At 69.5% G+C, this 20,676-nt stretch carries 24 protein-coding genes and 1 pseudogene; 12 read left to right on the top strand and 13 right to left on the bottom strand.

Annotated features, from left to right (window positions below; all coding sequences use genetic code 11):
* Positions 1–77: 77 nt before the first annotated feature.
* The 6 genes from ACTIGN_RS05400 to tilS all read right to left on the bottom strand — a co-directional run bounded on the left by ACTIGN_RS05400 (position 78) and on the right by tilS (position 7,326).
* A complete protein-coding gene (locus ACTIGN_RS05400) occupies positions 78–2,078 on the bottom strand; it encodes a sensor histidine kinase (protein ID WP_439621780.1) in 2,001 nt (666 codons plus the stop codon).
* Positions 2,079–2,199: 121 nt separating this feature from the next.
* Positions 2,200–2,910 carry a response regulator transcription factor gene (locus ACTIGN_RS05395; RefSeq protein ID WP_439621779.1) on the bottom strand — a complete coding sequence of 237 codons (711 nt, stop codon included), beginning with the start codon at positions 2,908–2,910 and terminating at the stop codon, positions 2,200–2,202.
* Positions 2,911–2,993: 83 nt separating this feature from the next.
* A complete protein-coding gene (locus tag ACTIGN_RS05390; RefSeq protein ID WP_439621778.1) occupies positions 2,994–4,064 on the bottom strand; it encodes a M42 family metallopeptidase in 1,071 nt (356 codons plus the stop codon).
* A gap of 72 nt (positions 4,065–4,136) precedes the next feature.
* Positions 4,137–4,523 (bottom strand): GxxExxY protein, encoded by a 387-nt coding sequence (locus ACTIGN_RS05385; RefSeq protein WP_439621777.1) that lies wholly within the window; start codon positions 4,521–4,523, stop codon positions 4,137–4,139.
* Between the two features lie 89 nt (positions 4,524–4,612).
* The gene (gene purH / locus ACTIGN_RS05380; RefSeq protein ID WP_439621776.1) at positions 4,613–6,208 is read right to left on the bottom strand and encodes a bifunctional phosphoribosylaminoimidazolecarboxamide formyltransferase/IMP cyclohydrolase; all 1,596 of its coding nucleotides are present in this window, start codon (positions 6,206–6,208) and stop codon (positions 4,613–4,615) included.
* Positions 6,209–6,306: 98 nt separating this feature from the next.
* Entirely contained in the window at positions 6,307–7,326 is a 1,020-nt protein-coding gene (gene tilS, locus ACTIGN_RS05375; RefSeq protein WP_439621775.1) for a tRNA lysidine(34) synthetase TilS, read from the bottom strand.
* A 120-nt stretch (positions 7,327–7,446) separates the two neighbouring features.
* Here tilS and ACTIGN_RS05370 point away from each other — a divergent pair, with 120 nt between their 5' ends.
* From ACTIGN_RS05370 to ACTIGN_RS05325, 10 genes are all read left to right on the top strand, one after another.
* Positions 7,447–7,929 (top strand): DUF2752 domain-containing protein, encoded by a 483-nt coding sequence (locus ACTIGN_RS05370; RefSeq protein ID WP_439621774.1) that lies wholly within the window; start codon positions 7,447–7,449, stop codon positions 7,927–7,929.
* A 128-nt stretch (positions 7,930–8,057) separates the two neighbouring features.
* Positions 8,058–8,771, top strand: coding sequence for a hypothetical protein (locus ACTIGN_RS05365; protein ID WP_439621773.1), 714 nt, complete (start codon positions 8,058–8,060; stop codon positions 8,769–8,771).
* Between the two features lie 133 nt (positions 8,772–8,904).
* Positions 8,905–9,498 carry a NuoI/complex I 23 kDa subunit family protein gene (locus ACTIGN_RS05360; protein ID WP_439621772.1) on the top strand — a complete coding sequence of 198 codons (594 nt, stop codon included), beginning with the start codon at positions 8,905–8,907 and terminating at the stop codon, positions 9,496–9,498.
* A 48-nt stretch (positions 9,499–9,546) separates the two neighbouring features.
* Entirely contained in the window at positions 9,547–10,059 is a 513-nt protein-coding gene (locus tag ACTIGN_RS05355; protein ID WP_439621771.1) for an NADH-quinone oxidoreductase subunit A, read from the top strand.
* Positions 10,060–10,081: 22 nt separating this feature from the next.
* Positions 10,082–10,333: a hypothetical protein gene (locus ACTIGN_RS05350; protein WP_439621770.1), complete on the top strand. Its 252-nt coding sequence runs from the start codon at positions 10,082–10,084 to the stop codon at positions 10,331–10,333.
* A complete protein-coding gene (locus ACTIGN_RS05345; RefSeq protein ID WP_439621769.1) occupies positions 10,333–10,593 on the top strand; it encodes a hypothetical protein in 261 nt (86 codons plus the stop codon). Before ACTIGN_RS05350 ends, ACTIGN_RS05345 begins: the two co-directional genes overlap by 1 nt.
* Before the next feature lie 44 nt (positions 10,594–10,637).
* Positions 10,638–11,228: an NADH-quinone oxidoreductase subunit B gene (locus ACTIGN_RS05340; RefSeq protein WP_439621781.1), complete on the top strand. Its 591-nt coding sequence runs from the start codon at positions 10,638–10,640 to the stop codon at positions 11,226–11,228.
* Between the two features lie 11 nt (positions 11,229–11,239).
* A complete protein-coding gene (locus ACTIGN_RS05335) occupies positions 11,240–11,971 on the top strand; it encodes a DUF4058 family protein (RefSeq protein WP_439621768.1) in 732 nt (243 codons plus the stop codon).
* Positions 11,968–12,501 (top strand): NADH-quinone oxidoreductase subunit C, encoded by a 534-nt coding sequence (locus ACTIGN_RS05330; RefSeq protein ID WP_439621767.1) that lies wholly within the window; start codon positions 11,968–11,970, stop codon positions 12,499–12,501. The genes ACTIGN_RS05335 and ACTIGN_RS05330 overlap by 4 nt, the downstream gene beginning before the upstream one ends.
* Before the next feature lie 22 nt (positions 12,502–12,523).
* Entirely contained in the window at positions 12,524–12,850 is a 327-nt protein-coding gene (locus tag ACTIGN_RS05325) for a hypothetical protein (RefSeq protein ID WP_439621766.1), read from the top strand.
* A gap of 42 nt (positions 12,851–12,892) precedes the next feature.
* Here the strand turns inward: ACTIGN_RS05325 and ACTIGN_RS05320 are convergent, their stop codons facing one another.
* The 4 genes and pseudogenes from ACTIGN_RS05320 to ACTIGN_RS05305 form a co-directional block, all read right to left on the bottom strand.
* Positions 12,893–13,993, bottom strand: coding sequence for a type III polyketide synthase (locus ACTIGN_RS05320; protein WP_439621765.1), 1,101 nt, complete (start codon positions 13,991–13,993; stop codon positions 12,893–12,895).
* Positions 13,990–14,652, bottom strand: coding sequence for an NAD(P)/FAD-dependent oxidoreductase (locus ACTIGN_RS05315; RefSeq protein ID WP_439621782.1), 663 nt, complete (start codon positions 14,650–14,652; stop codon positions 13,990–13,992). The genes ACTIGN_RS05320 and ACTIGN_RS05315 overlap by 4 nt, the downstream gene beginning before the upstream one ends.
* Positions 14,653–15,078: 426 nt before the next feature.
* A pseudogene (locus ACTIGN_RS05310) lies at positions 15,079–15,246 on the bottom strand (NAD(P)/FAD-dependent oxidoreductase); the annotation flags it as partial.
* A gap of 8 nt (positions 15,247–15,254) precedes the next feature.
* Positions 15,255–15,908 (bottom strand): methyltransferase domain-containing protein, encoded by a 654-nt coding sequence (locus ACTIGN_RS05305; RefSeq protein ID WP_439621764.1) that lies wholly within the window; start codon positions 15,906–15,908, stop codon positions 15,255–15,257.
* 115 nt (positions 15,909–16,023) lie between these two features.
* On the opposite strand from ACTIGN_RS05305, the gene trmB reads away from it, so the two are divergent.
* Both trmB and ACTIGN_RS05295 read left to right on the top strand, forming a co-directional pair.
* Positions 16,024–16,779: a tRNA (guanine(46)-N(7))-methyltransferase TrmB gene (trmB, locus tag ACTIGN_RS05300; RefSeq protein ID WP_439621763.1), complete on the top strand. Its 756-nt coding sequence runs from the start codon at positions 16,024–16,026 to the stop codon at positions 16,777–16,779.
* Between the two features lie 166 nt (positions 16,780–16,945).
* Positions 16,946–18,640: an ABC1 kinase family protein gene (locus tag ACTIGN_RS05295; protein WP_439621762.1), complete on the top strand. Its 1,695-nt coding sequence runs from the start codon at positions 16,946–16,948 to the stop codon at positions 18,638–18,640.
* Between the two features lie 47 nt (positions 18,641–18,687).
* Here ACTIGN_RS05295 and ACTIGN_RS05290 read toward each other — a convergent pair whose 3' ends face one another.
* The 3 genes from ACTIGN_RS05290 to ACTIGN_RS05280 form a co-directional block, all read right to left on the bottom strand.
* Complete coding sequence (locus ACTIGN_RS05290; RefSeq protein ID WP_439621761.1) at positions 18,688–18,969, bottom strand: hypothetical protein; 282 nt, start codon at positions 18,967–18,969, stop codon at positions 18,688–18,690.
* 356 nt (positions 18,970–19,325) lie between these two features.
* Positions 19,326–19,769, bottom strand: coding sequence for a TIGR03067 domain-containing protein (locus tag ACTIGN_RS05285; protein ID WP_439621760.1), 444 nt, complete (start codon positions 19,767–19,769; stop codon positions 19,326–19,328).
* 121 nt (positions 19,770–19,890) lie between these two features.
* Positions 19,891–20,604: an alpha/beta hydrolase-fold protein gene (locus ACTIGN_RS05280; RefSeq protein WP_439621759.1), complete on the bottom strand. Its 714-nt coding sequence runs from the start codon at positions 20,602–20,604 to the stop codon at positions 19,891–19,893.
* Positions 20,605–20,676 lie beyond the last annotated feature (72 nt).

Below are 20,676 nucleotides of genomic sequence, written 5' to 3'. Positions count from 1 at the left end.
GAGCGCCGAGCGAGGGTCCACGTGAACCCTCGCTCGGCGCTCGGGCTCGGACCAATACGATTCCCACAGATCCGGTCTCACACCCCGGCACCGAGCGGCTCGTCGGCCCGGGTCTCGTGCGGCGCTTCGGGGGCGGGCGGTGCGGGGAGCGTGACGCGGAACAGGCTCCCCTTCCCTTCCTCGCTCTCCACGGTGATCGCCCCGCCGAGCCGCGACACGTACTCCTTCACGATCGCCAGCCCGAGTCCCGCGTGGACGCCGGTGGCGTGCCGGGACGGGTCGGCCCTGTAGAACCGCTCGAAGATCTTCTCGCGCACCTCGGCGCTCATCCCGATGCCCGTGTCGCGGACCTCCAGCAGCACCGCGTCGAGCGACCGCACCGCCCGCAGCTCGATGGTGCCGCCCGGCGCGTTGTACTCCACCGCGTTGTGGAGCAGGTTCATCAGCACCTCGCGGAGCTTGCCGGCGTCGGTGTCGAGTTCCAGGTCGGCCGGGTCGCCCGCGCGGAGGGCGACGGTGACGCCGTTCGCGGCGGCCAGCGGGCGGATCACGCTCACGCACCCGGCGGCGAGGTCGGCCACGTCGGTCCGGGCGACCAGCACGCGGTCGTTCCCGGCGTCGAGCGACGCGAGCGTCATGATCCGCTCGACGAGCTGCCCGAGCTGCTTCGAGATGACCCGGCACTCCTCCAGGGTCGCCCGGTACTGCTCGGGGGTCCGCGGCTTGCGGAGGCTCACGTCGATGGTCGCCATGAGGGCGGCGATCGGGGTCCGCAGCTCGTGCGAGATGTCCGCCACTGCTTGCTTCTCCCGGGAGAACGCCCGCCGCAGCAGGTCGAGGGTCTGGGTCAGGCGGGCGTGGATCGGGACCAGTTCGGCGGCCAGGTCGGTGCCGTCGTGGTCCAGCTTGAAGTCCTTCTCGTTCACCCGGCTGACCGCGTCGGACAGCTTGCCGACCGGCACCAGCCCGCGGCCGACGACGACCGGGCCGCCGACGGCGACGCACAGGAACGCGGCCGCCCCGACGCCCGCGGCCCACACGCGGACGCTGGACCGGGCCTCGCTGATCTCGCCCGCGAGCTGCGCGAGTTCCGCGTCCCGCTCGTCGGTGAACCGGGCGAGCACCGCGTCGATGGCGCTCTGGGGCCGGGCGCACTGGACGTACAGCCGGGGGAGCGACTCCAGGCTCGGGGTCGGGGACGGGGCGACGCCCAGGCCGCCCGGGGGGGTGCCGCCGAACCCGGTCAGCGCCCACGACGTGAACGCCCCGACCATCGACCGCTGCGGCCCGCCGGGGCCGGGAGGCCGGTCGTCCTTGCGGTCGTCGCGGCGGTCGTCGCGGCCGCGGGGCCGGAACCACCCCACGCCCTGCGTCCCGTTCAGGTGCGGCATCTGGTACACGACCCGCCGCACCGGCTCCTTCTCGGGGCCGAGGTCCGCGTTCCCGATCTTCCAGTCCGGGGCGCTCACGGCCTCCGGGGGCTTGCCCGGGTCCGCGGGCCGGCCGTCGACGTCCGCGGGGTCGAACGGGAGCCGGCGGGTGCCGAGCGAACTGGACCGCCACTCGCGGCCGGCGGCCGTGTTGATCTGGAAGAACTCGACGGTGCGGTTCTCGTCGTCGAAGTGGTGCAGGTACTCGTCCGGGATCGGCAGGTTCGCGAAGTGGGTCCGGAACAGCACGAAGAAGTTCGCGTTGGCGCGGCCGAGCGGGAACGGGTTGTAGTTCGCGGTCGCGGTCCACGCGGCCTGGGCGAGCGGGTTCGAGCCGAGCCCCAGCGCGAGCGGCACCACCCCCATCGCGGCCCGGTGCCGGCCCCGCTCGACGTCGAACCGCTCGTGCTCGCGCTCCTGCACGATCTTACCGAGGAGCCGGGCCTGGTCGAGCAGCGCCTGGTCCACGCGGGCGCGCTCCTCGCGGCACCGGGAGTCGTGGCGGGTGGCGATGAGCGCCCGGTCGGCCGCCTCGCGGGCGTCGAGCACCCGGGCCGTGACCTGGTCGAGCACGACCCAGACGACCCCCAGCGCCGCGGCCAGCAGCGCGAATAGGTACAGCGTCAGGGTCCGGCGGATGGAGCGCATGGGTGCCCGGAGTGCGGGGGTCGGTAGTAAACACCGGCCGAGTGTATGAAGTGTACCACAGCCGGGCGAACCCTGAGCACCAGCGAGGGGGTGTCGCTTCGCCAACGCCGCCGCATTTCTTTCAGGCCTTCTTCGGGGCCGGCGGGTCGTCGTCGCCGCGGAGCATGTACCCCTCGCCCCACCGGGTGAGGATCAGTTGCGGCTCGAAGTTCTTGTCGACCTTGTTCCGCAGGTACCGGATGTACACGTCCACGACGTTCGAGGTGTTCTCGTCGTACTCGTCGTAGAGGTGCTCCCAGATCATGCTCCGGGTGACGACCTTGCCGCGGTGGAACGCGAGGAACTCGAGCAGCGCGTACTCGCGGGGCGTCAGGTAGATGGCCTGGTTCGCGCGGTTGACGGTGCGGGCCGCGGTGTCGATGGTCAGGTCGTAGCACCGCAGCACCGGGTCCTTCTGCTGGTGCCCGCGGCGGACCAGCGCCCGGACCCGGGCGAGCAGCTCGGTGAAGTCGAACGGCTTGGCGAGGTAGTCGTCGGCCCCGGTGTCGAGCCCCGCGACCTTGTCGGCCGTCGTGGTCTTCGCGGTGAGCACGAGGACGTGCGTCTTGATCCCGCCGGCCCGCCACCGCTTGAGCAGCGACAGGCCGTCCTCCTTGTCCGGGAGCTTGGGGAGCATGCGGTCGAGGATGATGACGTCGTAGGACGTGGTGCGGGCCTTGACGTCCCCCTCCTCGCCGTCGGTGGCGACGTCCACCGCGAACCCCTCTTCCTCCAGCCCCTGGCGGACGGCACGCACGATCGGGGCGGAGTCTTCGATCAGCAGTACGCGCACGCCAGTCCTCCCGGGGGTACGAACCCTTCTGAAGTCTACCCCCGGGTGGATGAAGCGCGTATGAGAATGGCCCGGCGGCCTTCTCACGGGATCCAGTTCGTCTCCGGCCCGACGGCGGCGCAGAACTCTGCAAGCAGCTTCGCCGCGTTGGTCAGGTCGTCCAGGTGAACGACCTCCACCGGGCTGTGCATGTACCGGTTCGGGATGCCGATGAGCCCCGTTGCGACCCCGGCCCGCGCGATCTGGATCGCGTTCGCGTCGGTGCCGGTCGCCCGCGGGGTGCCCCGCACCTGAACCGGGACGCCGTGCTGCTTCGCGGTCGCTTCGAGCAGGTCGAACACCCGCGGGCTGATGTTCGGGCCGCGGTACAGCACCGGGCCGCCGCCGCACTTGATGTCCCCCTGCGTCTTCTTGTCGTTGCCGGGCGTGTCGGTCGCGTGCGTCACGTCCACGGCGATGCCGACCGTCGGGTTGATCGCGTACGCCGCCGTGGTCGCGCCGCGGAGCCCGATCTCCTCGGCGACGGTCGAGACGCCGTACACTGCGGCCCGCAGCGCCCGGCCGTGGAGCAGCCGCACCGCCTCCATGCACACCCACAGGCCGACCTTGTCGTCCATCGCGGGGCTCGCCGCGAGGCTGTTCCGCAGAGGCCGGTAGCCGAGTGCGAACGTGACCGGGTCGCCGCACCGCACGAGCCCCTCGGCCTCCTCGCGGTTCTTCGCACCGATGTCGACCCACACGTCGGTGAAGTCGGGCACCTTGTTCCGCTCGTCCGGCTTCAGGAGGTGAATGGCCCGCCGCGCGACCACACCCGTGAGCGGCCCGTCCTTGGCCCAGACGGTGAGGTACTGGCCGAGGAGGATCTGCATGTCCCAGCCGCCGATGGGCTGGATGTAGAGGTAGCCGTCGCCGTCGATGTACTGGACCATCAGGCCGATCTGGTCGCAGTGCCCGGCGAGCATGATTCGCGGCGTTTCGGGCGGGTTCCACTGCGGGAACCGTGCGGCGAACACGTTCCCGTGCGAGTCGGTGGTCACCTCGTCGCTGACCGGGCGCATCCACTCGCGGACGACGTGCTGGATCTGCTGCTCGAACCCCGACGGACTGGGCGTCTCGAGCAGGGACTTCAAGAACTCGTGCGACGTATGTTCCACTCGTAAACACTCCGAAGAGGTTGATCCACAGATTACACAGAGGACACAGACTAGAAGACAGAGACGGAGCGGTCACGAACCGGGCGTGTCCGGGGTCAAGATGAACCGCTTCGACTGAAGAGAAGTCCGGCCGAAGTTCAGCAACAGGCCCGTTTCGTAACCGGTGCCCTTCAGATAGTTGAGCACCTGAGCCTCCTCAATCGGTCCGAGTTGCGTGAGGGCTTTCAACTCAACCACGACATCCCCGTAGCAGAGCGCGTCAGCCTTGTAGAACGTCTTGAGTAACCGCCCCTTGTACCGGATCGGGATCTCGACCTGCGGGGCGAACGGGATGCCCCGATCGGCAAGTTCGATCTCGAACGCCTCCTGATAGACCGCTTCGAGGAACCCGCAGCCGAGGGTGCGGTGGACCTCAATCGCCGCGCCAATCATGGCGTACGTCCGCGGATCGCTTCCCATCGGTCGCCCTCGTCAGACCCATATTCTCCCCTCTGTCTTTATAATCTGTGTCTTCTGTGTAATCTGTGGATAACTCTCTTCTGCCCTCGTCAGTGCCGGAAGTGCCGGACGCCCGTGAAGAGCATTGCGATGCCGTGTTCATCACACGCGGCGATGCTGTCCTTGTCCTTCACGGAGCCGCCGGGCTGGATAATCGCCGTGACGCCCGCCGCGGCGGCCGCGTGAACGTTGTCCGGGAAGGGGAAGAAGGCGTCCGACGCGAGCACGCTGCCCTTCGACTTGTCGCCGGCCTTCTTCACCGCGATCTCGACCGACACCACCCGCGACATCTGCCCCGCACCCACGCCGACGAGCTGCGTGCCCTTCGCGAGCACGATCCCGTTCGACTTGACGTGCTTGCACGCGAGCCACGCGAAGTGCAGCGCGTGGGACTCGGCCTCGGTCGGCTTCCGCTTGGTGACGACCTTCCAGTCGTCGGGCTTGTCGGCCCCGTAGTCTCGGGTCTGCACGAGCAGGCCGCCGTCGACGCGGCGGTAGTCGAGCCCTTGCGGGAAGCCGCTGAGCGGGCCGGTTTTCAGAAGCCGCACGTTCTCCTTCCAGCCCTTGAGCGCGTCGAGGGCGAGCGGGTCGTAGTCCGGCGCGATGACGCACTCGACGAATCGCTTGGCCTTGGAATCCATGATCGCCGAGGCGGTGTCGGCATCGACGGTTTGGTTGAACGCAATGATGCCGCCGAACGCCGAGAGCGGGTCGCCGTCCCACGCAAGGTTGAACGCATCGACCAACTTCGCGGACGTCGCCGCTCCGCACGGGTTGTTGTGCTTCACGACGACGCACGCCGGTGCCGCGTACTCGCGCGCGAGGTTCAGCGCCGAGTCGAGGTCGAGGATGTTGTTGTAACTGAGCTCCTTGCCGTGAAGTTGCTCGGCGGTGGCGACACAGGGTCGATCCGGCTTCGGCGACTCCGTGTAGAACGCGGCTTGTTGGTGAGGGTTCTCACCGTACCGCAAAGCCTGTGCCTTGATAGGCATTATCCGCAGCGCCCTCGGGAACCGCGGGTCGTGGGTCGCGTCATCCTTCTTTGCGGAGATGTGATCGACAAAGTAGTTAAAGATAGCTGAGTCGTAGTTCGCAATGATCGCGAAAGCGGCAGATGCCAGGAGACGACGACGAAAGAGGGTTAAGCTGCCACTATTCGCGGCAAGGTCCGATATCACCTGAGTGTAAAACTCTGGATGCGGCACTACAGCCACCGCGTCGAAGTTCTTCGCGGCGGCGCGGACCATGCTCGGGCCGCCGATGTCGATGTTCTCGATCGCCTCGGCCTCGGTCACGCCGGGCTTCGCGACCGTCTGCTCGAACGGGTAGAGGTTGCACACCACGAGGTCGATCTCGGGCAGGCCGTGCTCGGCGAGCGTCGCCATGTGGTCGGGCTTGTCGCGCTTCGCCAGCAGGCCCGCGAAGATCGCGGGGTGCAGCGACTTGACGCGGCCGTCGAGCATCTCGGGGAACTTCGTGATCTCGGCGATGTCCTTCACTTGAAGGCCGGCGTCCGCGATGGCCTTGCGGGTGCCGCCGGTGGCGATCAGTTCCACGCCGTACTTGGTGACGAGTTCGCGGGCGAAGTCCACGAGCCCGGTCTTGTCGGAGACGCTCAGCAACGCACGGCGGATCGGTCGGAGCATGGTTTTCTCCAAAGGCGAGCGGGGGGCGTGAGCCCCCCGAGTGGTTCGCGAGAGCAGAAACCTCGGGGGGCTCACGCCCCCCGCTCGCCAGGATCGTTCTATTTCCGCGGCCCGATCTGAACCACCCGCCCGGCGTGCCGCATCGTGACACCCCCGGGGAAGTCCCACGCCTGCACGCTACGACCCGCAACATCGCACGCGCGGTCCCAGGCGTCGGCGTCCATCTGCTCTTGCGGCCACGATTCGCGGTCCCACACCAATCGCATCACCGCCCGAACCACCGCACGCGACGCCCCGAGCGCCGCAACATCGAGGACGACCGTTCCGCCGACCCGCGGGCGCTCGGCCTTCGCCAGCACCTCGGCCGCACGCTCGGTGACGATCTCGTGCGCGTCGGCCGCGTGCGTTGCGAGCTTCACGAGTGCGGCCACGACATCTTGGTTGAAGGTGCGTAGCAGCGGGAGCAGTTCGTGGCGGATGCGGTTGCGCGTGAACCGCGGGTCGGCGTTCGACGAGTCCTCGCGGAACGCCTGACCGATGCTCGCGAGGTGGTCGAGCACGTCGGCCCGCGTGACGGCGAGGAGGGGGCGGATGATTTGGCGAGCGGCGGGCGTGAGCCCCCCGATGTCTTCATCTACTGATGCGCTCGGGGGGCTCACGCCCCCCGCTCGCCCGGAAGCAATCCCCCGCAGGCCCTGAATCCCGGTGCCGCGGACGATGCGGTGCAGGACCGTCTCGGCCTGGTCGTCGGCCGTGTGGCCGGTCGCGATCCACGCCGCACCCGCGTCGCGCGCGACCTCCGCGAAGAACTCGTACCGCACGCGGCGCGCCGTCGATTCGAGGTTGCCGCCGAGTGCGGCCACGTCGATCGACTTCGTCACGCACGCGAGGTCGAGCGACGCGGCGAGGTCGCGAACGAACGCCGCGTCGCCGTCGGACTCGGCCCCGCGGAGCCCGTGGTTGACGTGCGCGACCGTGAGCGCCCCAGTTCGGGAGGCCGCGAGCGCGCGGAGCAATGCTACGCTGTCGGCCCCGCCCGACACGCCGACGACGCCCGGCCCGGCGCACACCGGCGTCGCCGAGACGAACCGCCGCACTTCGCGCAGCACCCGCGTCACCGTAAGCCCCCGGGTCGAGTAAAATGCCCCGGCCCCATCGTTGCGGTCCGGCGGCAGTTGTGAAAGTCCGCTTGCATCGCATTTCAGCGGAGGCTATGCGTGCCACCCGAGCATACCGATATGGACAACGCACACGAATTGCCGGGGCCGAGAGCCGCGGGCGCGGCCCGGACCGGCCGCCTCGCACGGGCCGGACTGCTGGCCATCGCCGCGGGGCTGGTGTGCGTGTTCGGGGCCGCGTTCTGGATCAACCCGTACGCGCCCGACGGTACGCCGCGGACCATGGCGACGCACACCCAGCTCGGGATGCCGCCGTGCAACTTCGTGGTGATGACGGGCAAGCCGTGCCCGGCGTGCGGGATGACCACGAGCTTCGCGCTGCTCGTCCGGGGGGACGTGGCGGCGTCGATGCGGGCCAACTGGGCCGGGTCGGTGATCGCGGTGCTGTGGGCGGGCACGCTGGTCTGGGCGCTCGCGAGCGCGGCGGCCGGGCGGCTGCTCCTGCTCCCGCGGGGCCGGGGCGAACTGGTACTCACGATGACGGTCGGCGCGGTCCTCGCGCTGATGCTGATACGGTGGGCGGGGGTTCTGATCGGGGGGTAACCGTTTCGCGGTTCGCGTTTCGCGTTTCAAGTTCGAACCCGACCGGAGCCAGCGGCTTCGCGGCCCGGGACCGAACTTGAAAAGCGGAACTCTGAACTCGAAACTCCGACTACGGGGGGAGTTCACGGATGAACAAGACGTACCGGTGGGTCCGGCGGGCCGTGTGGGGGACGCTCGCGGTCGTCTGCACGGTGGGGTGCAACCCGCTCACGACGATCGCGTTCCTGACGCACAAGGACGTGAAGATCCCGGCCGAGTTCCCCCTCACGTACAAGGAGGGGCCGAAGAAGGACAAGGAGGAGATCGTCGTCGCGCTGTTCGTCAGCCAGGGCACGGGCCAGAGCTACGAGTTCGCCGGGGCCGACACGGCGCTGGCCAACGAGATCGTGAAGAAGCTCCCCGAGATGATCAAGGAAACCAAGCAGAAGCAGAAGCTGACGGTGCTCACCACCGCCCAGGTGAACAAGTTCAAGATGAAGAACCCGAACTGGCGGCTCATGCACGCGACCGAGCGGGGCAAGCAGCTCGGGGCCGACTTCGTCCTCGACATCCACCTGGACAAGATGAACCTGTACCAGCCCGGGAGCCAGAACAGCTTCTACGAGGGCCGGGCCGACGTGACCGTGGACATGTACGACGTCGAGGACAGTGCGGGCGAGGGAGCGGGCGAGCCGAAGAACTCGTACTCGCAGGGGTTCGCGTTCCCGAAGACCGGGTTCCGCGACGCCACCACCAAGCCGGTCAGCGCGTTCCGCCGCGAGTTCCTCGAGAACCTCGCCGTCGAGATCTGCCACCGGCACGTCGAGTACAAGCCGAGCAGCGGGATCGCCGAGGGCCGGTGACGGGTGCAGGTGCGGGGCGGGGGACGACGGGGGGGGCGCGCCGGTCCGGCGCGCCCCGGTTCGTTGTGTGGGGCGGCGGCCGGTGATACAATCCAGGTGCGACCCGACCCCGACTCTCCTCCGCGACCCCGCCATGCGAACCTGGCTCCGCAACGTCCGTCTGGCGACGGCCACCATCGCCCGCGGGATGTACGTCACGCTGCACTACTTCGTGCAGTCGCTCCGCCGCAAGTCGTTCACCCAGTTCTTCGAGTACCCCGAGAAGCCGGTGCCGGTGCGGCCCCGGTACCGCGGGTTCCACCGGTTCGACCTGACCACGTGCATCGGGTGCGACAAGTGCGCCCGGGCGTGCCCCGTCGATTGCATCTACATCGACAAGGAGAAGGCCGCGCCGCCGCTCAAGGGGTTCGTCGTCACCGGGTTCAAGATCGACTACACGAAGTGCATGTTCTGCGCGCTGTGCGTGGACCCGTGCCCGGTCGATTGCATCTTCATGGGGTCGAACCACGACCTGAGCACGTTCGGCCGCGACGGGTGCGTCGTGGACTACGCCAAGCTCCCGCTCGAGGTCGCGTGGGGCCAGGCGACGCTGAACCCGACCGCCGTTCACGAGTCAAAGCGCGTGAGCCTGCCGGTGTGGACCAAGGCGGCCCCGCAGGGGCCGGGGGCCGGGGGTCAGGAGTCGGGAACGCCGGCCGCTCCCGAAGCGGGCAAACCAGTCGCGTGACCCCCGGTCGGCTTTCTGACTCCTGTCCCCCGACTCCCGACCCCCGCCATGACCAATCTCGTCCTCGTCATCCTGATCTTCGCGGCGGCCGGGTTCACGCTCCTGGCGGTGAACCTCGTGCTCGGGCTGTTCGTGCGGCCGGACAAGCCGAGCCCCGAGAAGGGCGAGGTGTACGAGTGCGGCGAGAAGCCGTTCGGCACCGCGTGGGTGCAGTTCGACGTGCGGTTCTACGTCGTCGCGCTGCTGTTCGTGATCTTCGACGTGGAACTCGCGTTCTTCTTCCCGTGGGCCGTCGTGTTCGGCAGCGCCGCACGGGTGGCCGACGAGACGCGGCCGGCCGAGGTGCGGGTCGAGTCGGCGAAGAACCTCCAGCCGCAGGGCGACCCGCTCGCGCCGCCCACCGCGCCGCCGGCCCCGGCCGCCGCGAAGCACCTCGCGTGGGTCGCGTTCGCCGACATCATGGTGTTCTTCGGCGTGCTGCTCGTCGGGTTCGCGTACCTGTGGCGGCGCGGCGACCTCGAATGGGTGCGTTCAACCGCCGCGCACGACGCGGTACAATAGAGCAACCCCCGGAGGACTCCCCATGTCGGTGACAATCAACGACCCGGCCGCGGTTTCGACACTTGCGAGCGTCACGGGTGTCGAGGTCGAAATCCGAGGCCCCGACGGACAACTGCTCGGCCGGTTCACCCCTGCTCCACGCCCGGGGATGTCGTTTCCCGAACTGGGGGTGACCGACGAGGAGATGGAGCGCCGACTGAACGACCCGAACGCCAAGTGGGTGACCGGCGATGAGGTGATGGCCCGCCTCCGCTCCCTCCGGGGAACCCACTGATGTTCGGCTACCTCTGGCTGGACTCCACTCTCGATAAACTGGCTGGAATTTACGTCGCCCTTGACCTGTCGGACCAGGACCGATTGGCGGCCGGAGTCGAACTGTTCAACGCCCGGTTGGCGGCCGACCCGCTGGGTGTCGGTGAATCCCGTTCGGGCGGACTCCGGGTCGCGTTCATTCCGTTCCTCCGGGTCTACTTCCGTGTCGATGTCGCCAACCGGTTCGTGCGGGTCGTCGATGTGACCCGCTACGGCCGCTAACCAGACCCGCCCGGAGGACTCCCGTGGGCTTGCTCGAAGGTGCGATGGAAGACGGGTTCGTGGTCACGTCGCTGGAGGCGGCGGTCAACTGGGCCCGGGAGTCGAGCCTGTGGCCGATGACGTTCGGGCTCGCGTGCTGCGCTATCGAGATGATGGCGACCGGCGCGCCGCGGTTCGACATCGACCGATTCGGGGCCGGCGCGTTCCGGGCCACCCCGCGGCAGGCCGACCTGATGATCGTCGCGGGCACGGTGAACCTCAAGATGGCCGACCGGGTCCGCCGGCTCTACAACCAGATGCCCGACCCGAAGTTCGTGATCGCGATGGGGGCCTGCACGTGCGGCGGCGGCCCGTACTTCAAGTACGGGTACAACGTCGCCAAGGGCGTGGACCTCGTGGTCCCGGTCGACGTGTACGTCCCCGGGTGCCCGCCCCGGCCCGAGGCGCTGCTCGAGGGGCTCATGCGGGTGCAGGACAAGATCCGCAAGATGAAGGAGTACCACAAGGGGCAGCCGGCCGAGGTGCCGGTCCCGGCCCGCACCGGCGGCGTGCAACTGCCCCCGGAACTCGCGACCCCCGAGGCCTCGCTCGCGTTCCTGACGGAGAACAAGGAGCGGGCCAGGCCCGCGAAGTGAGGAGCGCCCCCGTGCCGATTCACGACTGGACGCGCGTTCGGGCCAACCGGTTCCACCACTTCCACCAGGACTGGACGGTGGAGATCGCCCGGGCGCTGAACCGGGGCCTGCTCCCGGAAAACTACCTCGCGCTCGCGGAGCAGATCACCGGCGGCCCCGAACCCGATGTGGTAACGCTGTCGCTGCCCGTGACGCCCGGCGGGGCCGAGATCGGGGGATTGACTGTGACGGAGCGGCCACCCGCTGTGAGGGTGCGAACGCAGTCCGAGGCGGTGACGTACGCGCGAAAAGCGAACCGGGTCACGATCCGTCATCCGGACGGTGCGGTCGTCGCGGTGATCGAGATCGTCTCGCCCGGGAACAAAGACAGTCAACACGCCGTGCGGTCGTTCGCGCGAAAGGCGGCCGAGTTCCTTCACGCCGGCATCCACCTGTTGATCGTGGACCTGTTCCCGCCGTCGAAGCGCGACCCGCAGGGGGTCCACAAGCTCATCTGGGACCGCATCCGCGACGAGCCGTTCGAGTTGCCGCCCGACAAGCCACTGACGCTCGCGGCGTACTCGGCCGGCACGACCATCACCGGGTACATCGAACCGATCGGCGTTGGCGAAGCGCTCCCAGATATGCCGGTGTTTCTCACCGCCGAGCGGTACGTCCCCTGCCCGCTGGAGGCGACGTACCGGGCGTCCTGGGACGCCTTCCCCAAAGCACTCCGTGGCCCGCTTCTGGAACCGCCCGCATGACCGCCGCCGACATCATCGCGCTCCTCGAACAGCAGTTCGGACCCGCCGTCGCGGCGAAGAATGCCGACGCGCTCGACCCGTTCGTCACGGTCGATCCCACGAGGCTCGCCGAGGTCGCTGCGTTCCTCCGCGACGACCCGCGGCTCAAGTTCGAGATCCTCAACGACGTCTCGGGCGTGGACTACCTGGAGACCGACCCGAAGAAGGTCGCGAAGGCCGGGTTCGACCCGCACCTGGAAGTCGTGTACCACTTGTCGAGCTTCTCGGTCCCGGGCCGGCGGTTCACGGTGAAGGTGGTGCTGCCGCGGTGGAAGGACGGCGTGGTCGGGCAACTCCCCGAGGTGCCGACGCTGTGCGGCGTGTGGCGAACCGCCGACTGGCAGGAGCGCGAGGTGTACGACCTGATCGGGGTGCGGTTCCTGGGCCACCCGGACCTCACCCGCATACTCATGAACGACGACTGGGTCGGCCACCCGCTCCGCAAGGACTACGAGTTCCCGCTCGAGTACCACGGCATCCGCTGCCGGTAAGAGACGCGGTTGGTATCCAGGTATGCAGTTCTCGTTCAAGACTGACGAGGAATCCCATGCGTTCTGCGGCCGCGTCGTGCAGGCTATGGAACTGCTTTTCGACATCCCAATCGCAGAAGGTGTTGCTCTTCTCAATGAGCACTGGCACGGGCAAGACTTCACTGAAGTGAACCCGCATGGGTGGCTGATCCACCACGAAACAGAGGCATACTGGGCTTCATGTATTGTGAATCCGCATCCATACGTCGAAGGTGAGCCAACTCAACACTGGCAGACAGTTGAGGACGAGGCGGAGCGCCGGATCGGACAGTTCCGGGCGAGTCATACCCATGATTGGCTCTATTATTAGCTGGCAAGCGCACGCGGCAGGCAAGAATGCCTGCCCCACCAGTTACACGAATAGCGCCGCTTCCGCGACGAGCCCGGGGCCGAACCCGAGCGCCACGACCGGCCCCGCCGCACCCTGCCGCCGCAAGCGGTCGAGCACGAACAGGACCGTCGGGCTCGACATGTTCCCGTGCTCCGCGAACACGCCCCGCGACGCGGCGAGGTCGGCCGGCGTCAGCCCCAGCGACTCCTCGACCGCCGACACGATCTTCGGTCCGCCGGGGTGAACGGCCCAGCCCGTCACGTCGGCCAGTGACAGCCCGTTGTCACCGAGCCACCCCTCGAGCCACGGGCGGAGGTGCCTCGCGATGAGGCCCGGGACGCGGCGGGAGAGGGTCATCTCGAACCCGTGGTCCCCGACCGTCCACGCCATGTCCACGTTCGACTCCGGGATCACGCACGAGCCCGACGCGACCAGCTTGAGCGGGGCGCGAGTGGCGCTCGCCTGCCCGGCGACCGCGGCCGCGCCGTCGGCGAAGATCGCGTTCGCGACGAGTTTGTCGGCCGCGTTGCCGTAGTAGTAGTGCAGGCTGCACAACTCGACGGCCGCGACCAGCACCCGGGCCGCCGGGTCGGCCGTGGCGAAGGCGTTCGCGACCCGCAGCCCGTTCAGAGCCCCGTGGCACCCCATGAACCCGACGTGCGTTCGCTGCACCGTCGGCCGCAGCCTCAGCCCGGTGATGAGGGCCATATCGACCCCCGGCGCGAGGAACCCGGTACACGACACGGTGACGAGGTGCGTCACCTCCTCGGCGCGGTACTTCGCCTCGTCGAGCGCCGCGACCGCGGCCCGCAGCGCGAGCGGCCCGGCGAACTCGGCGTACACCCGCAGGCGTTCGCCGGTGGTGGGGCCGACCCCGTCGTTCGCCTTCGTGGGGATGAACGGCGACTCGGTGAGCCGCGTGCCGTTGAGGATGTCCTGAACCACGCCGCCGGCGATGACGAGGTGGCGGCGGGCGTTCCCCGAGTTGGCGTACACCGGGCCGAGCCACGTCGAGGTGCGGACGTCCGGCCCGGCCATGAACCGGGCGACACCAAGCCCCTGCTCGGGGGTGATGTGCTCCGGCGGGACCGCCGTACCGAGTCCGTGGATCGCGAAGCTCATGTCGGCGGCTGGGCTGGGTGGTTCAGGGCGGACGTAAAGGGCGCTGCGAGGCCGGGCACGAGGCCCAGCGCCCGGACGGCGAGGCCGGTGAGGCGCGGCGACCGCAGCACGCGCGACACGACGCGGCACACGCTCTGCCGCCGGGCGACGACTCGGGCGTGGGCCGCCTCCCACTCGCGGGCGAGGCCGGGGTACCAGTCGTTGGCCGCGATCGGCCCAAGGGCCGCCGCCGACATCACGGCCCAGGCCATCCCCTCGCCGGTGAACGGTTCGACGTACCCGGCCGCGTCGCCGACCACGAACGAGCGCTCGCCCGCGACCCGCACCGGCCGCCGCGTCAGCGCCGGCGTTCCCTTCCAGCTCGCACCGGCTAGGTCGGGCGGAACGGGCCAGCCGGCGCTGCCAAGGACATCGGCCGCCGCGGGGCCGAGGCCCCCGGCCGCTTTCACGAACGCCGGGTCGAACGCGGCCGCGACGTCGAGGCGACCGTCCTCCACCCGCACGAGCCCCACGTAGCCGCCCCGCCCGGTCGCCATGAAGATCGTGCCCGCGGCGTAGAACGCGGGTGCGGCGTCGGCGTTGAGCACGATCCCCGCACCGATCCGCGACCCCGGCTCGGGCGTCGCATCCCCGCCCGTGAGGCCTGACGCGACGATCACGACACCGGCTCGTGAGAGTAGGTCGCTCGCTCCGCGAGCGACACCAGCCGCACTCCGAACACTACCGGTCACCTGCACCACACCGGGGCGCGACTCGCGGGGAGAGTAGCCCCCCATAAAAACGACATGCCGGTTTGGGGGGACCAACACCCCCCCGCCCACCACCCCCCCCCCCCCCCCCCCCCCCCCACAACTCCCGCACACCTCAACCCCCCGGGGCCCCTCCTCCTGGAGCTCCGCCCCGACTTTAAACGCGACTGGCGTGTTCGGTCGGAACTCGACGCCGCTGCGAACCGCCGAGTCGATCAACCGCACGTCGAACGAATCGCGGGACAACGCCACGCCGCGGGGCAATCGCACCTCGGCGCTCCGCGGGCCGGCCGCGATGCGCACGCGGGTCAGCGGCACGGCACCGGTAAGAACGTCCCCCAGGCCGAGCCGCTCGAGGGTGCGGACCGCGGCGCCGTTCAGGCAGCAGCCGCACACCTTCGCTCGCGGGAACGTCCCCTTGTCGACGAGCAGCACCCGGCGGCCGCGGCGGGCGAGCTCGCGGGCGGTGACGGCACCGGCCGGCCCGGCTCCGATGACGAGCACCTCGTGCGTCACGACCGCTCCCACGAGAGCAGGAACCGGGCCGGGAACTTGCCCCGCACCGTCGCCCCGGAAAGGCCGGCGCGGTCCGCGAGGGCCAGCGCCTCGGCCGGCGTGAACGCGGAGCGCACGGACGCGGGGCCGTCGAACCGGACGACGGGCGATGTCGTGAGCAAATGGCACGCCAGCCACACGCCGAGGAAGCTGAACCGCGACCGCGACAGGTCGTTCACCAGCACGAGCCGGCCGGCCGCCGCGCGCATCGCGGCGAGGAGTGACACCGCGTCGTCACTTGATAAATGGTGCAGGAACAGCGAACAGGTTACCACATCGAAACCGGTGGGGAGTGCGGTTCGCAGCGCGTCGTGGACGAAGAACCGGCCGTCCGGGCAGTTCGCCGCGGCAGTCGCGACCGCCGTCGGGCTGACGTCGCACCCGCTCACCTCCAGCGAAACGCCGGCGCGCCGGGCCTTCGTGAGCAACCCGGCGGGCACGTCGCCGCTGCCGGTCGCCACGTCGAGAACACGAACCGGCCGGCCGAGAGTCCGGGCGAGGCGCGCAACCGGAGTCCACAGCACCGCGGCCGAGCCGCTGACGCGGTTCAGGCGCGCCAGCCCCGCGAGCGCGAGCCGGTGCGCGCCCGGGTCGATCCCGGGGTCGTCCATCAGTTCGGGAATCCGTTCGCGGGTTCGCAGCCGGGAGGGGAACAACGGCGGGCTCCGGGGTCCGACAAGTGATATTGTAGCGTCACCGCCCCGTTCCGTTTCCACCGGGTCGAACATGGCCGAACCGAATCGGGTCGAGCGCGAGTTCGGGGTCCCGTTCCCCGGGCAGATCCTCGACCAGGCGAAGTGGACGCAGACCGCCCTCAAGGCGATGCCCGACGGCCCGCTGAACTGGCGCGAGCTGTTCGGCCGCGACGCGCCGGTCGTCCTCGACGTCGGGTGCGGGAACGGGCGGTTCCTGATCGGCTCGGCCCTGGCGCGGCCGACGCACGACCACCTCGGGGCCGACATCCTCCCGGTCGTGATCCGCTACGCCCGCAAGCGCGGGAACCAGCGGGGCCTGCCGAACATCAAGTTCGCGGTCCTCGGCGGCCGCGAGCTTCTCGAACGGCACGTCGCCCCGCACTCGGTCGACGAGGTCCACTGCTACCACCCGCAGCCGTACTACGACCCGGCGAAGGTCCACCTGCGGCTCGTCACCCCGGAGTTCCTCGCCAGCGCCCACCGGGCGCTGAAGCCCGGCGGGCTGTTCGTGATCCAGACCGACAACCCCGGGTACTGGAAGTACGTGCGGGAGGTGGTGCCGGTGTTCTTCGACTTCCACGAGCGGGTCGGCCGGTGGCCCGACGCGCCGAAGGGCCGCACCCGCCGCGAGATCATCGCGCTGAAGCAGAAGCTCCCGGTGTTCCGCGGGCACGGCGCGGCGCGCACGGACCTGAGCGGGGACGAGGCGCTGCGGCGGGCCGAGTTGCTCCCCCCGCCGACGTTCGACGCCGACCGCCGGCTCCGCGACCTCGACCGCCTCGCATAAGCGGAAGGTGATCTCGAATTGTGGTTGGCGGGCCGCCACGGAGGGCGGCCCCTACAAATCATCGGCTTTCGGTTCGTAGGGGCCGCCCTCCGTGGCGGCCCGCGTGGGGCGAACGACTCAACACCGCTTGCCAGAGGCCTGCCACCAACCTCTTGGGCCGCCGCAGATGACCGACCTGACCGCGATCCCCCGGCTGGCCCGCAGCCTCGCCCGCGTGGTCGAGATCGCCCGCACGCTGGTCAAGTACGGCCTCGGCGACGTGCTGAAGAAGCTCGACTACCACTTCGTGCGGCGGTGCACCCGCGACACCGAGGTCGCCCGGATCTCGGAAGAGACCCGCGAGGCCCGCATCCGCCTCGCGCTCACCGAACTCGGCACCACGTTCATCAAGTTCGGGCAGGTGCTCAGCACGCGCCGCGACGTGATCGGGCCTTCGCTCGGCGAGGAACTCGAGAAGCTCCAGTCGGACGTGCCGGCCGAGCCGTTCGACGTCACCCGGGCCACGCTGGAGGCCGAGTTGAAGCGGCCGCTGGCGGAGCTGTTCTCGGCGTTCGAGGAAGAGCCGCTCGCGTCGGCGTCGATCGGTCAGGTCCACCGCGCGACGCTTCCCGACGGCCGGCGCGTCGCGGTGAAGGTGCAGCACCCCGGGATCGCTCGGCGGATCGAGGACGACACCGCCATCCTCGCGGAACTCGCGGCGCTCGCCGAGCGGTTCGTGCCCGAACTGCGGACCTACCGGCCGGTGAAGCTCGTCGCCGAGTTCGAGCGGACCCTCACCCGCGAACTCGACTTCCGCCGCGAGCTGCGGCACCTGCAACTGTTCCGCCAGGCGTTCGCCAAGGACCCGTGCGTCGTGTTCCCCGAGCCGGTCCCGGCGTACTCGACCGGCCGAATCCTGACGATGGAACTGCTCGACGGCACGCCGTTCAACCGCCCCGACGAACTGCGGGCGGCCGGGGCCGACTTCGCCGCCCTCGCGCAGCGCGGCGCGCGCGTGTTCCTCGACATGGTGTTCCGCGACGGGTTCTTCCACGCCGACCCGCACCCCGGGAACGTGCTGTACCTGCCGCCCACTCCCGAGCGGCCCGGCGGCGCGATCGGGCTGCTCGACGCGGGCATGGTCGGCCGCATCGACGAGCGGCTGCGGGAGCGGATCGAGCGCGGCGTGGTCGCGGCCATCAGCAAGGACTCGGCCGCCCTCACCGAGCAGGTGATCCAGGTGGGCGACGTGCCGGCGCACTTCGACGCCGCGGCCCTGCAGTGCGAGGTCGCCGACCAGCTCGCGTTCTACCACGGGATGCCGCTGGGGCAGTTCCAACTCGGCACCGCGCTCAACGAGATGACCGACGCGGTCCGCCGCTACCAGGTCGCGCTGCCGCCGACCGTCGCGCTGCTGCTGCGGATGCTGGTGATGCTCGAGGGCACCGGGCGCACGCTGTCGCCGGCGTTCAACCTGATCGAGCTGCTCGCGCCGTACCAGCGCACGCTGCTGATGAAGAAGCTGTCGCCGCGGCGGCTACTCCGGCGGCTGGGCACGGCGGTCGAGGACTGGGACGAGCTCCTCCGCACCCTGCCGCGGCGGGCCGGGACGCTGTTCCGGATGGTGCAGCAGGACGGGGTGAGCGTGCAGTTGCTGCACCGGCACCTGGAGCCGTCGGTGAACCGGCTGGTGTTCGGGATGCTGGTCGGCGCGCTGTTCGTGGGGTCGTCGATGATGTGGGCGTTCGGCGCGCCGCCGCTGGTGTGGGGCGCGTCGGCGTTCGGGGTCGCCGGGTGCGCCGCGAGCGTCGTGCTGGGCTACCGGCTGTACCGGGCGATCCAGCACACCGGCCGCCTCGAGGAGCGCGACGACCGCGAGTGAGCCGCAGACACGCCGGACCTGGTGACTTAACTTGGAAGGCAGCAGTGCTACTCGGTCGCGGCATCAAGTAATTCGTCCAGGAGATTCGGCTTCTGCTGGTTCCAGTTGGGACCGAAGGTCTCCCAAAGTACGACTATCCCCAACAACTCCGGAGGCGAGTACGCCGAGAACGAATCCTCGCCTCTATAAGCCGTCCAAAGGGTCTCGGCACCGTCTGTCATCGTTGTCGCTTGCAGTCGATACCCCTTCTCTCTCAAGACGAGAAGAGTGGGATTGTAGGTGTTCCCCGCCGCGATCAAACCCATTGCGGTGATCCTCCAAGCGCTCACCAGCTACCTCCGGCAATGCCAGCCCCTCTGGTCCTCGGCGCGGACCGCTTCCGACTTGAGTGAGACGTTTTGGAGTGGTTGCAGACGCGACGATGTGACCGGCGATCACTGTGCGTGGCACCCCTCACCCGCCGCTCGAAGACTCGCGGCGACCTCTCCCCGCAGAGCCGGGGCGAGGTGGGGCCACTGCTGATCCTCAAAGCGAGGGGGGGCACCAGCATCGACGAGGGTCAGCTACCCCACCTCGCCCCACGAATGTGGGGAGAGGTCGCCGCGCTTCGCGGCGGGTGAGGGGGTGCGACCCTTCCCCGCCGCAACCACGCCTCCTCCCTCCAACCACGCGGTCCCGCGTCATCTCACTTCATCTTCTTCAGCTCGAAGTGGAAGCCTTCCTTGCCGTCGAACCCCTTGGGCCGCTTGTCCTTCTCCATCGAGTACGCGAGCTTGACCACGTCGTCCTTCGCCTCGATGATGCCGGCCGCCTTCGAGCCCTTGGTCCCCTCCGGCCCTTCGAGGATCTCCATGTCGATCGCCATCGGCGTCGCCTTCGGGTCGATCTTGTAGCTCATCACGAACTTGACGCCCATCCCCTCGATGGTGATCTTGTCGGCGGTGAAGGTGTACTTGCCCTTCTTCGCCTCCTCGTCGATGGCGGTGCCGTTCTTCTTGCCCGACACGAGCGTGTACTTGCCGTCGAGCTTGGGGCCGTCGCCGGCATCCTTCTTGTCCTCGGCGCGGCCCGCCAGCCCGGCGAACCCCATTACGCCCAGGGCCAGCGCGAACGTTGCGATCGTTTTCATCCTGACACCCTCACGGAGCCTCAGCGCCGCGCCGCGGAACGCCCGCGGCGCGGCGTCGGGATTCTACGCTCGACCTGGTCGGCAACAACTGTACCAACGGCCGCGCGCTCAATCTTCACGCTCACAACAGCCGGCGCGACTCGCGCGCGAGGGCGTCGGCGAGGAACCGGAACATCGGCGCGAGGAGGTCGTCCGGGGTGCCGGGCGCGTCGAGGTCGGCGGCGTGCGGGACGCCGACCGCGGCGAGCTTCTCGTGCAGGCGGTCGTTGCCGCGGTGCCGCGGGTCGGTCGGGGGGCACGCGAACCAGACGTTCGCCGGCCAGTCGTGCCCGCCGACGTGCAGCACCGCCGTGTCCTGCCGGGCGTACTCGCGGCTCGGGTACATCGCGTCGAGCGGCGTGCCGCGGCCGTAGTGGTCGTGGAAGTCGAGCGTGCCGCACACACTCGCCGCGGCCGCGACGCGCTTGGGGTGCCGGAACGCGAGCCGCAGCGCCCCGTGCCCGCCCATGCCGACGCCGGCGACCGCGACGCCCCGCGGGCCGATCCCCCATGTCGACTCGACCCACGGGAGGACGTTGTCGAGCAGGTGCCGCTCGGGAGTCAGCGCAGCGTCGAAGACCGGGCTGACGCGATCGACCCACCACGTCGGCCCGGCGAGGGGGGCGACGCAGCGCAGGCGATGGGCCTGGAGTTGTGCGGTGACCGCGGCGGACGCGGCCGGCGACTCACCGGATTCGTCGTGGAGGAACAGGACCGCGAACGGGAGCGCCCCGGGCGGCTCGAAGTGGTCCGCGGGCTTGCCGGCGATGGGGGTGCGGGACCAGCCGGTGTGCATGGGAGTGGGTCCACAAACGGGCGAGCCGGGAGCGCGAGCGACCGGAGGAACGTTCCTCCGGTCGCTCGCGCT

The sequence above is a fragment of the Gemmata sp. genome (assembly GCF_051859125.1).
In the GTDB taxonomy this organism is placed as follows: Bacteria; Planctomycetota; Planctomycetia; order Gemmatales; family Gemmataceae; genus Gemmata.
Note: the sequence above shows the minus strand (reverse complement) of the source record. Positions and strands in the feature narration are given on the sequence as shown.

Coding starts and splice junctions, on each gene's coding strand:
- ACTIGN_RS05400 (WP_439621780.1), bottom strand. CDS start 2,078: ATGCGCTCCATCCGCCGGACCCTGACGCTGTACCTATTCGCGCTGCTG.
- ACTIGN_RS05385 (WP_439621777.1), bottom strand. CDS start 4,523: ATGGGAAGCGATCCGCGGACGTACGCCATGATTGGCGCGGCGATTGAG.
- purH (WP_439621776.1), bottom strand. CDS start 6,208: ATGCTCCGACCGATCCGCCGTGCGTTGCTGAGCGTCTCCGACAAGACC.
- ACTIGN_RS05370 (WP_439621774.1), top strand. CDS start 7,447: ATGGACAACGCACACGAATTGCCGGGGCCGAGAGCCGCGGGCGCGGCC.
- ACTIGN_RS05365 (WP_439621773.1), top strand. CDS start 8,058: ATGAACAAGACGTACCGGTGGGTCCGGCGGGCCGTGTGGGGGACGCTC.
- ACTIGN_RS05360 (WP_439621772.1), top strand. CDS start 8,905: ATGCGAACCTGGCTCCGCAACGTCCGTCTGGCGACGGCCACCATCGCC.
- ACTIGN_RS05355 (WP_439621771.1), top strand. CDS start 9,547: ATGACCAATCTCGTCCTCGTCATCCTGATCTTCGCGGCGGCCGGGTTC.
- ACTIGN_RS05350 (WP_439621770.1), top strand. CDS start 10,082: ATGTCGGTGACAATCAACGACCCGGCCGCGGTTTCGACACTTGCGAGC.
- ACTIGN_RS05345 (WP_439621769.1), top strand. CDS start 10,333: ATGTTCGGCTACCTCTGGCTGGACTCCACTCTCGATAAACTGGCTGGA.
- ACTIGN_RS05340 (WP_439621781.1), top strand. CDS start 10,638: ATGGAAGACGGGTTCGTGGTCACGTCGCTGGAGGCGGCGGTCAACTGG.
- ACTIGN_RS05330 (WP_439621767.1), top strand. CDS start 11,968: ATGACCGCCGCCGACATCATCGCGCTCCTCGAACAGCAGTTCGGACCC.
- ACTIGN_RS05325 (WP_439621766.1), top strand. CDS start 12,524: ATGCAGTTCTCGTTCAAGACTGACGAGGAATCCCATGCGTTCTGCGGC.
- ACTIGN_RS05320 (WP_439621765.1), bottom strand. CDS start 13,993: ATGAGCTTCGCGATCCACGGACTCGGTACGGCGGTCCCGCCGGAGCAC.
- ACTIGN_RS05305 (WP_439621764.1), bottom strand. CDS start 15,908: ATGGACGACCCCGGGATCGACCCGGGCGCGCACCGGCTCGCGCTCGCG.
- trmB (WP_439621763.1), top strand. CDS start 16,024: ATGGCCGAACCGAATCGGGTCGAGCGCGAGTTCGGGGTCCCGTTCCCC.
- ACTIGN_RS05295 (WP_439621762.1), top strand. CDS start 16,946: ATGACCGACCTGACCGCGATCCCCCGGCTGGCCCGCAGCCTCGCCCGC.
- ACTIGN_RS05285 (WP_439621760.1), bottom strand. CDS start 19,769: ATGAAAACGATCGCAACGTTCGCGCTGGCCCTGGGCGTAATGGGGTTC.
- ACTIGN_RS05280 (WP_439621759.1), bottom strand. CDS start 20,604: ATGCACACCGGCTGGTCCCGCACCCCCATCGCCGGCAAGCCCGCGGAC.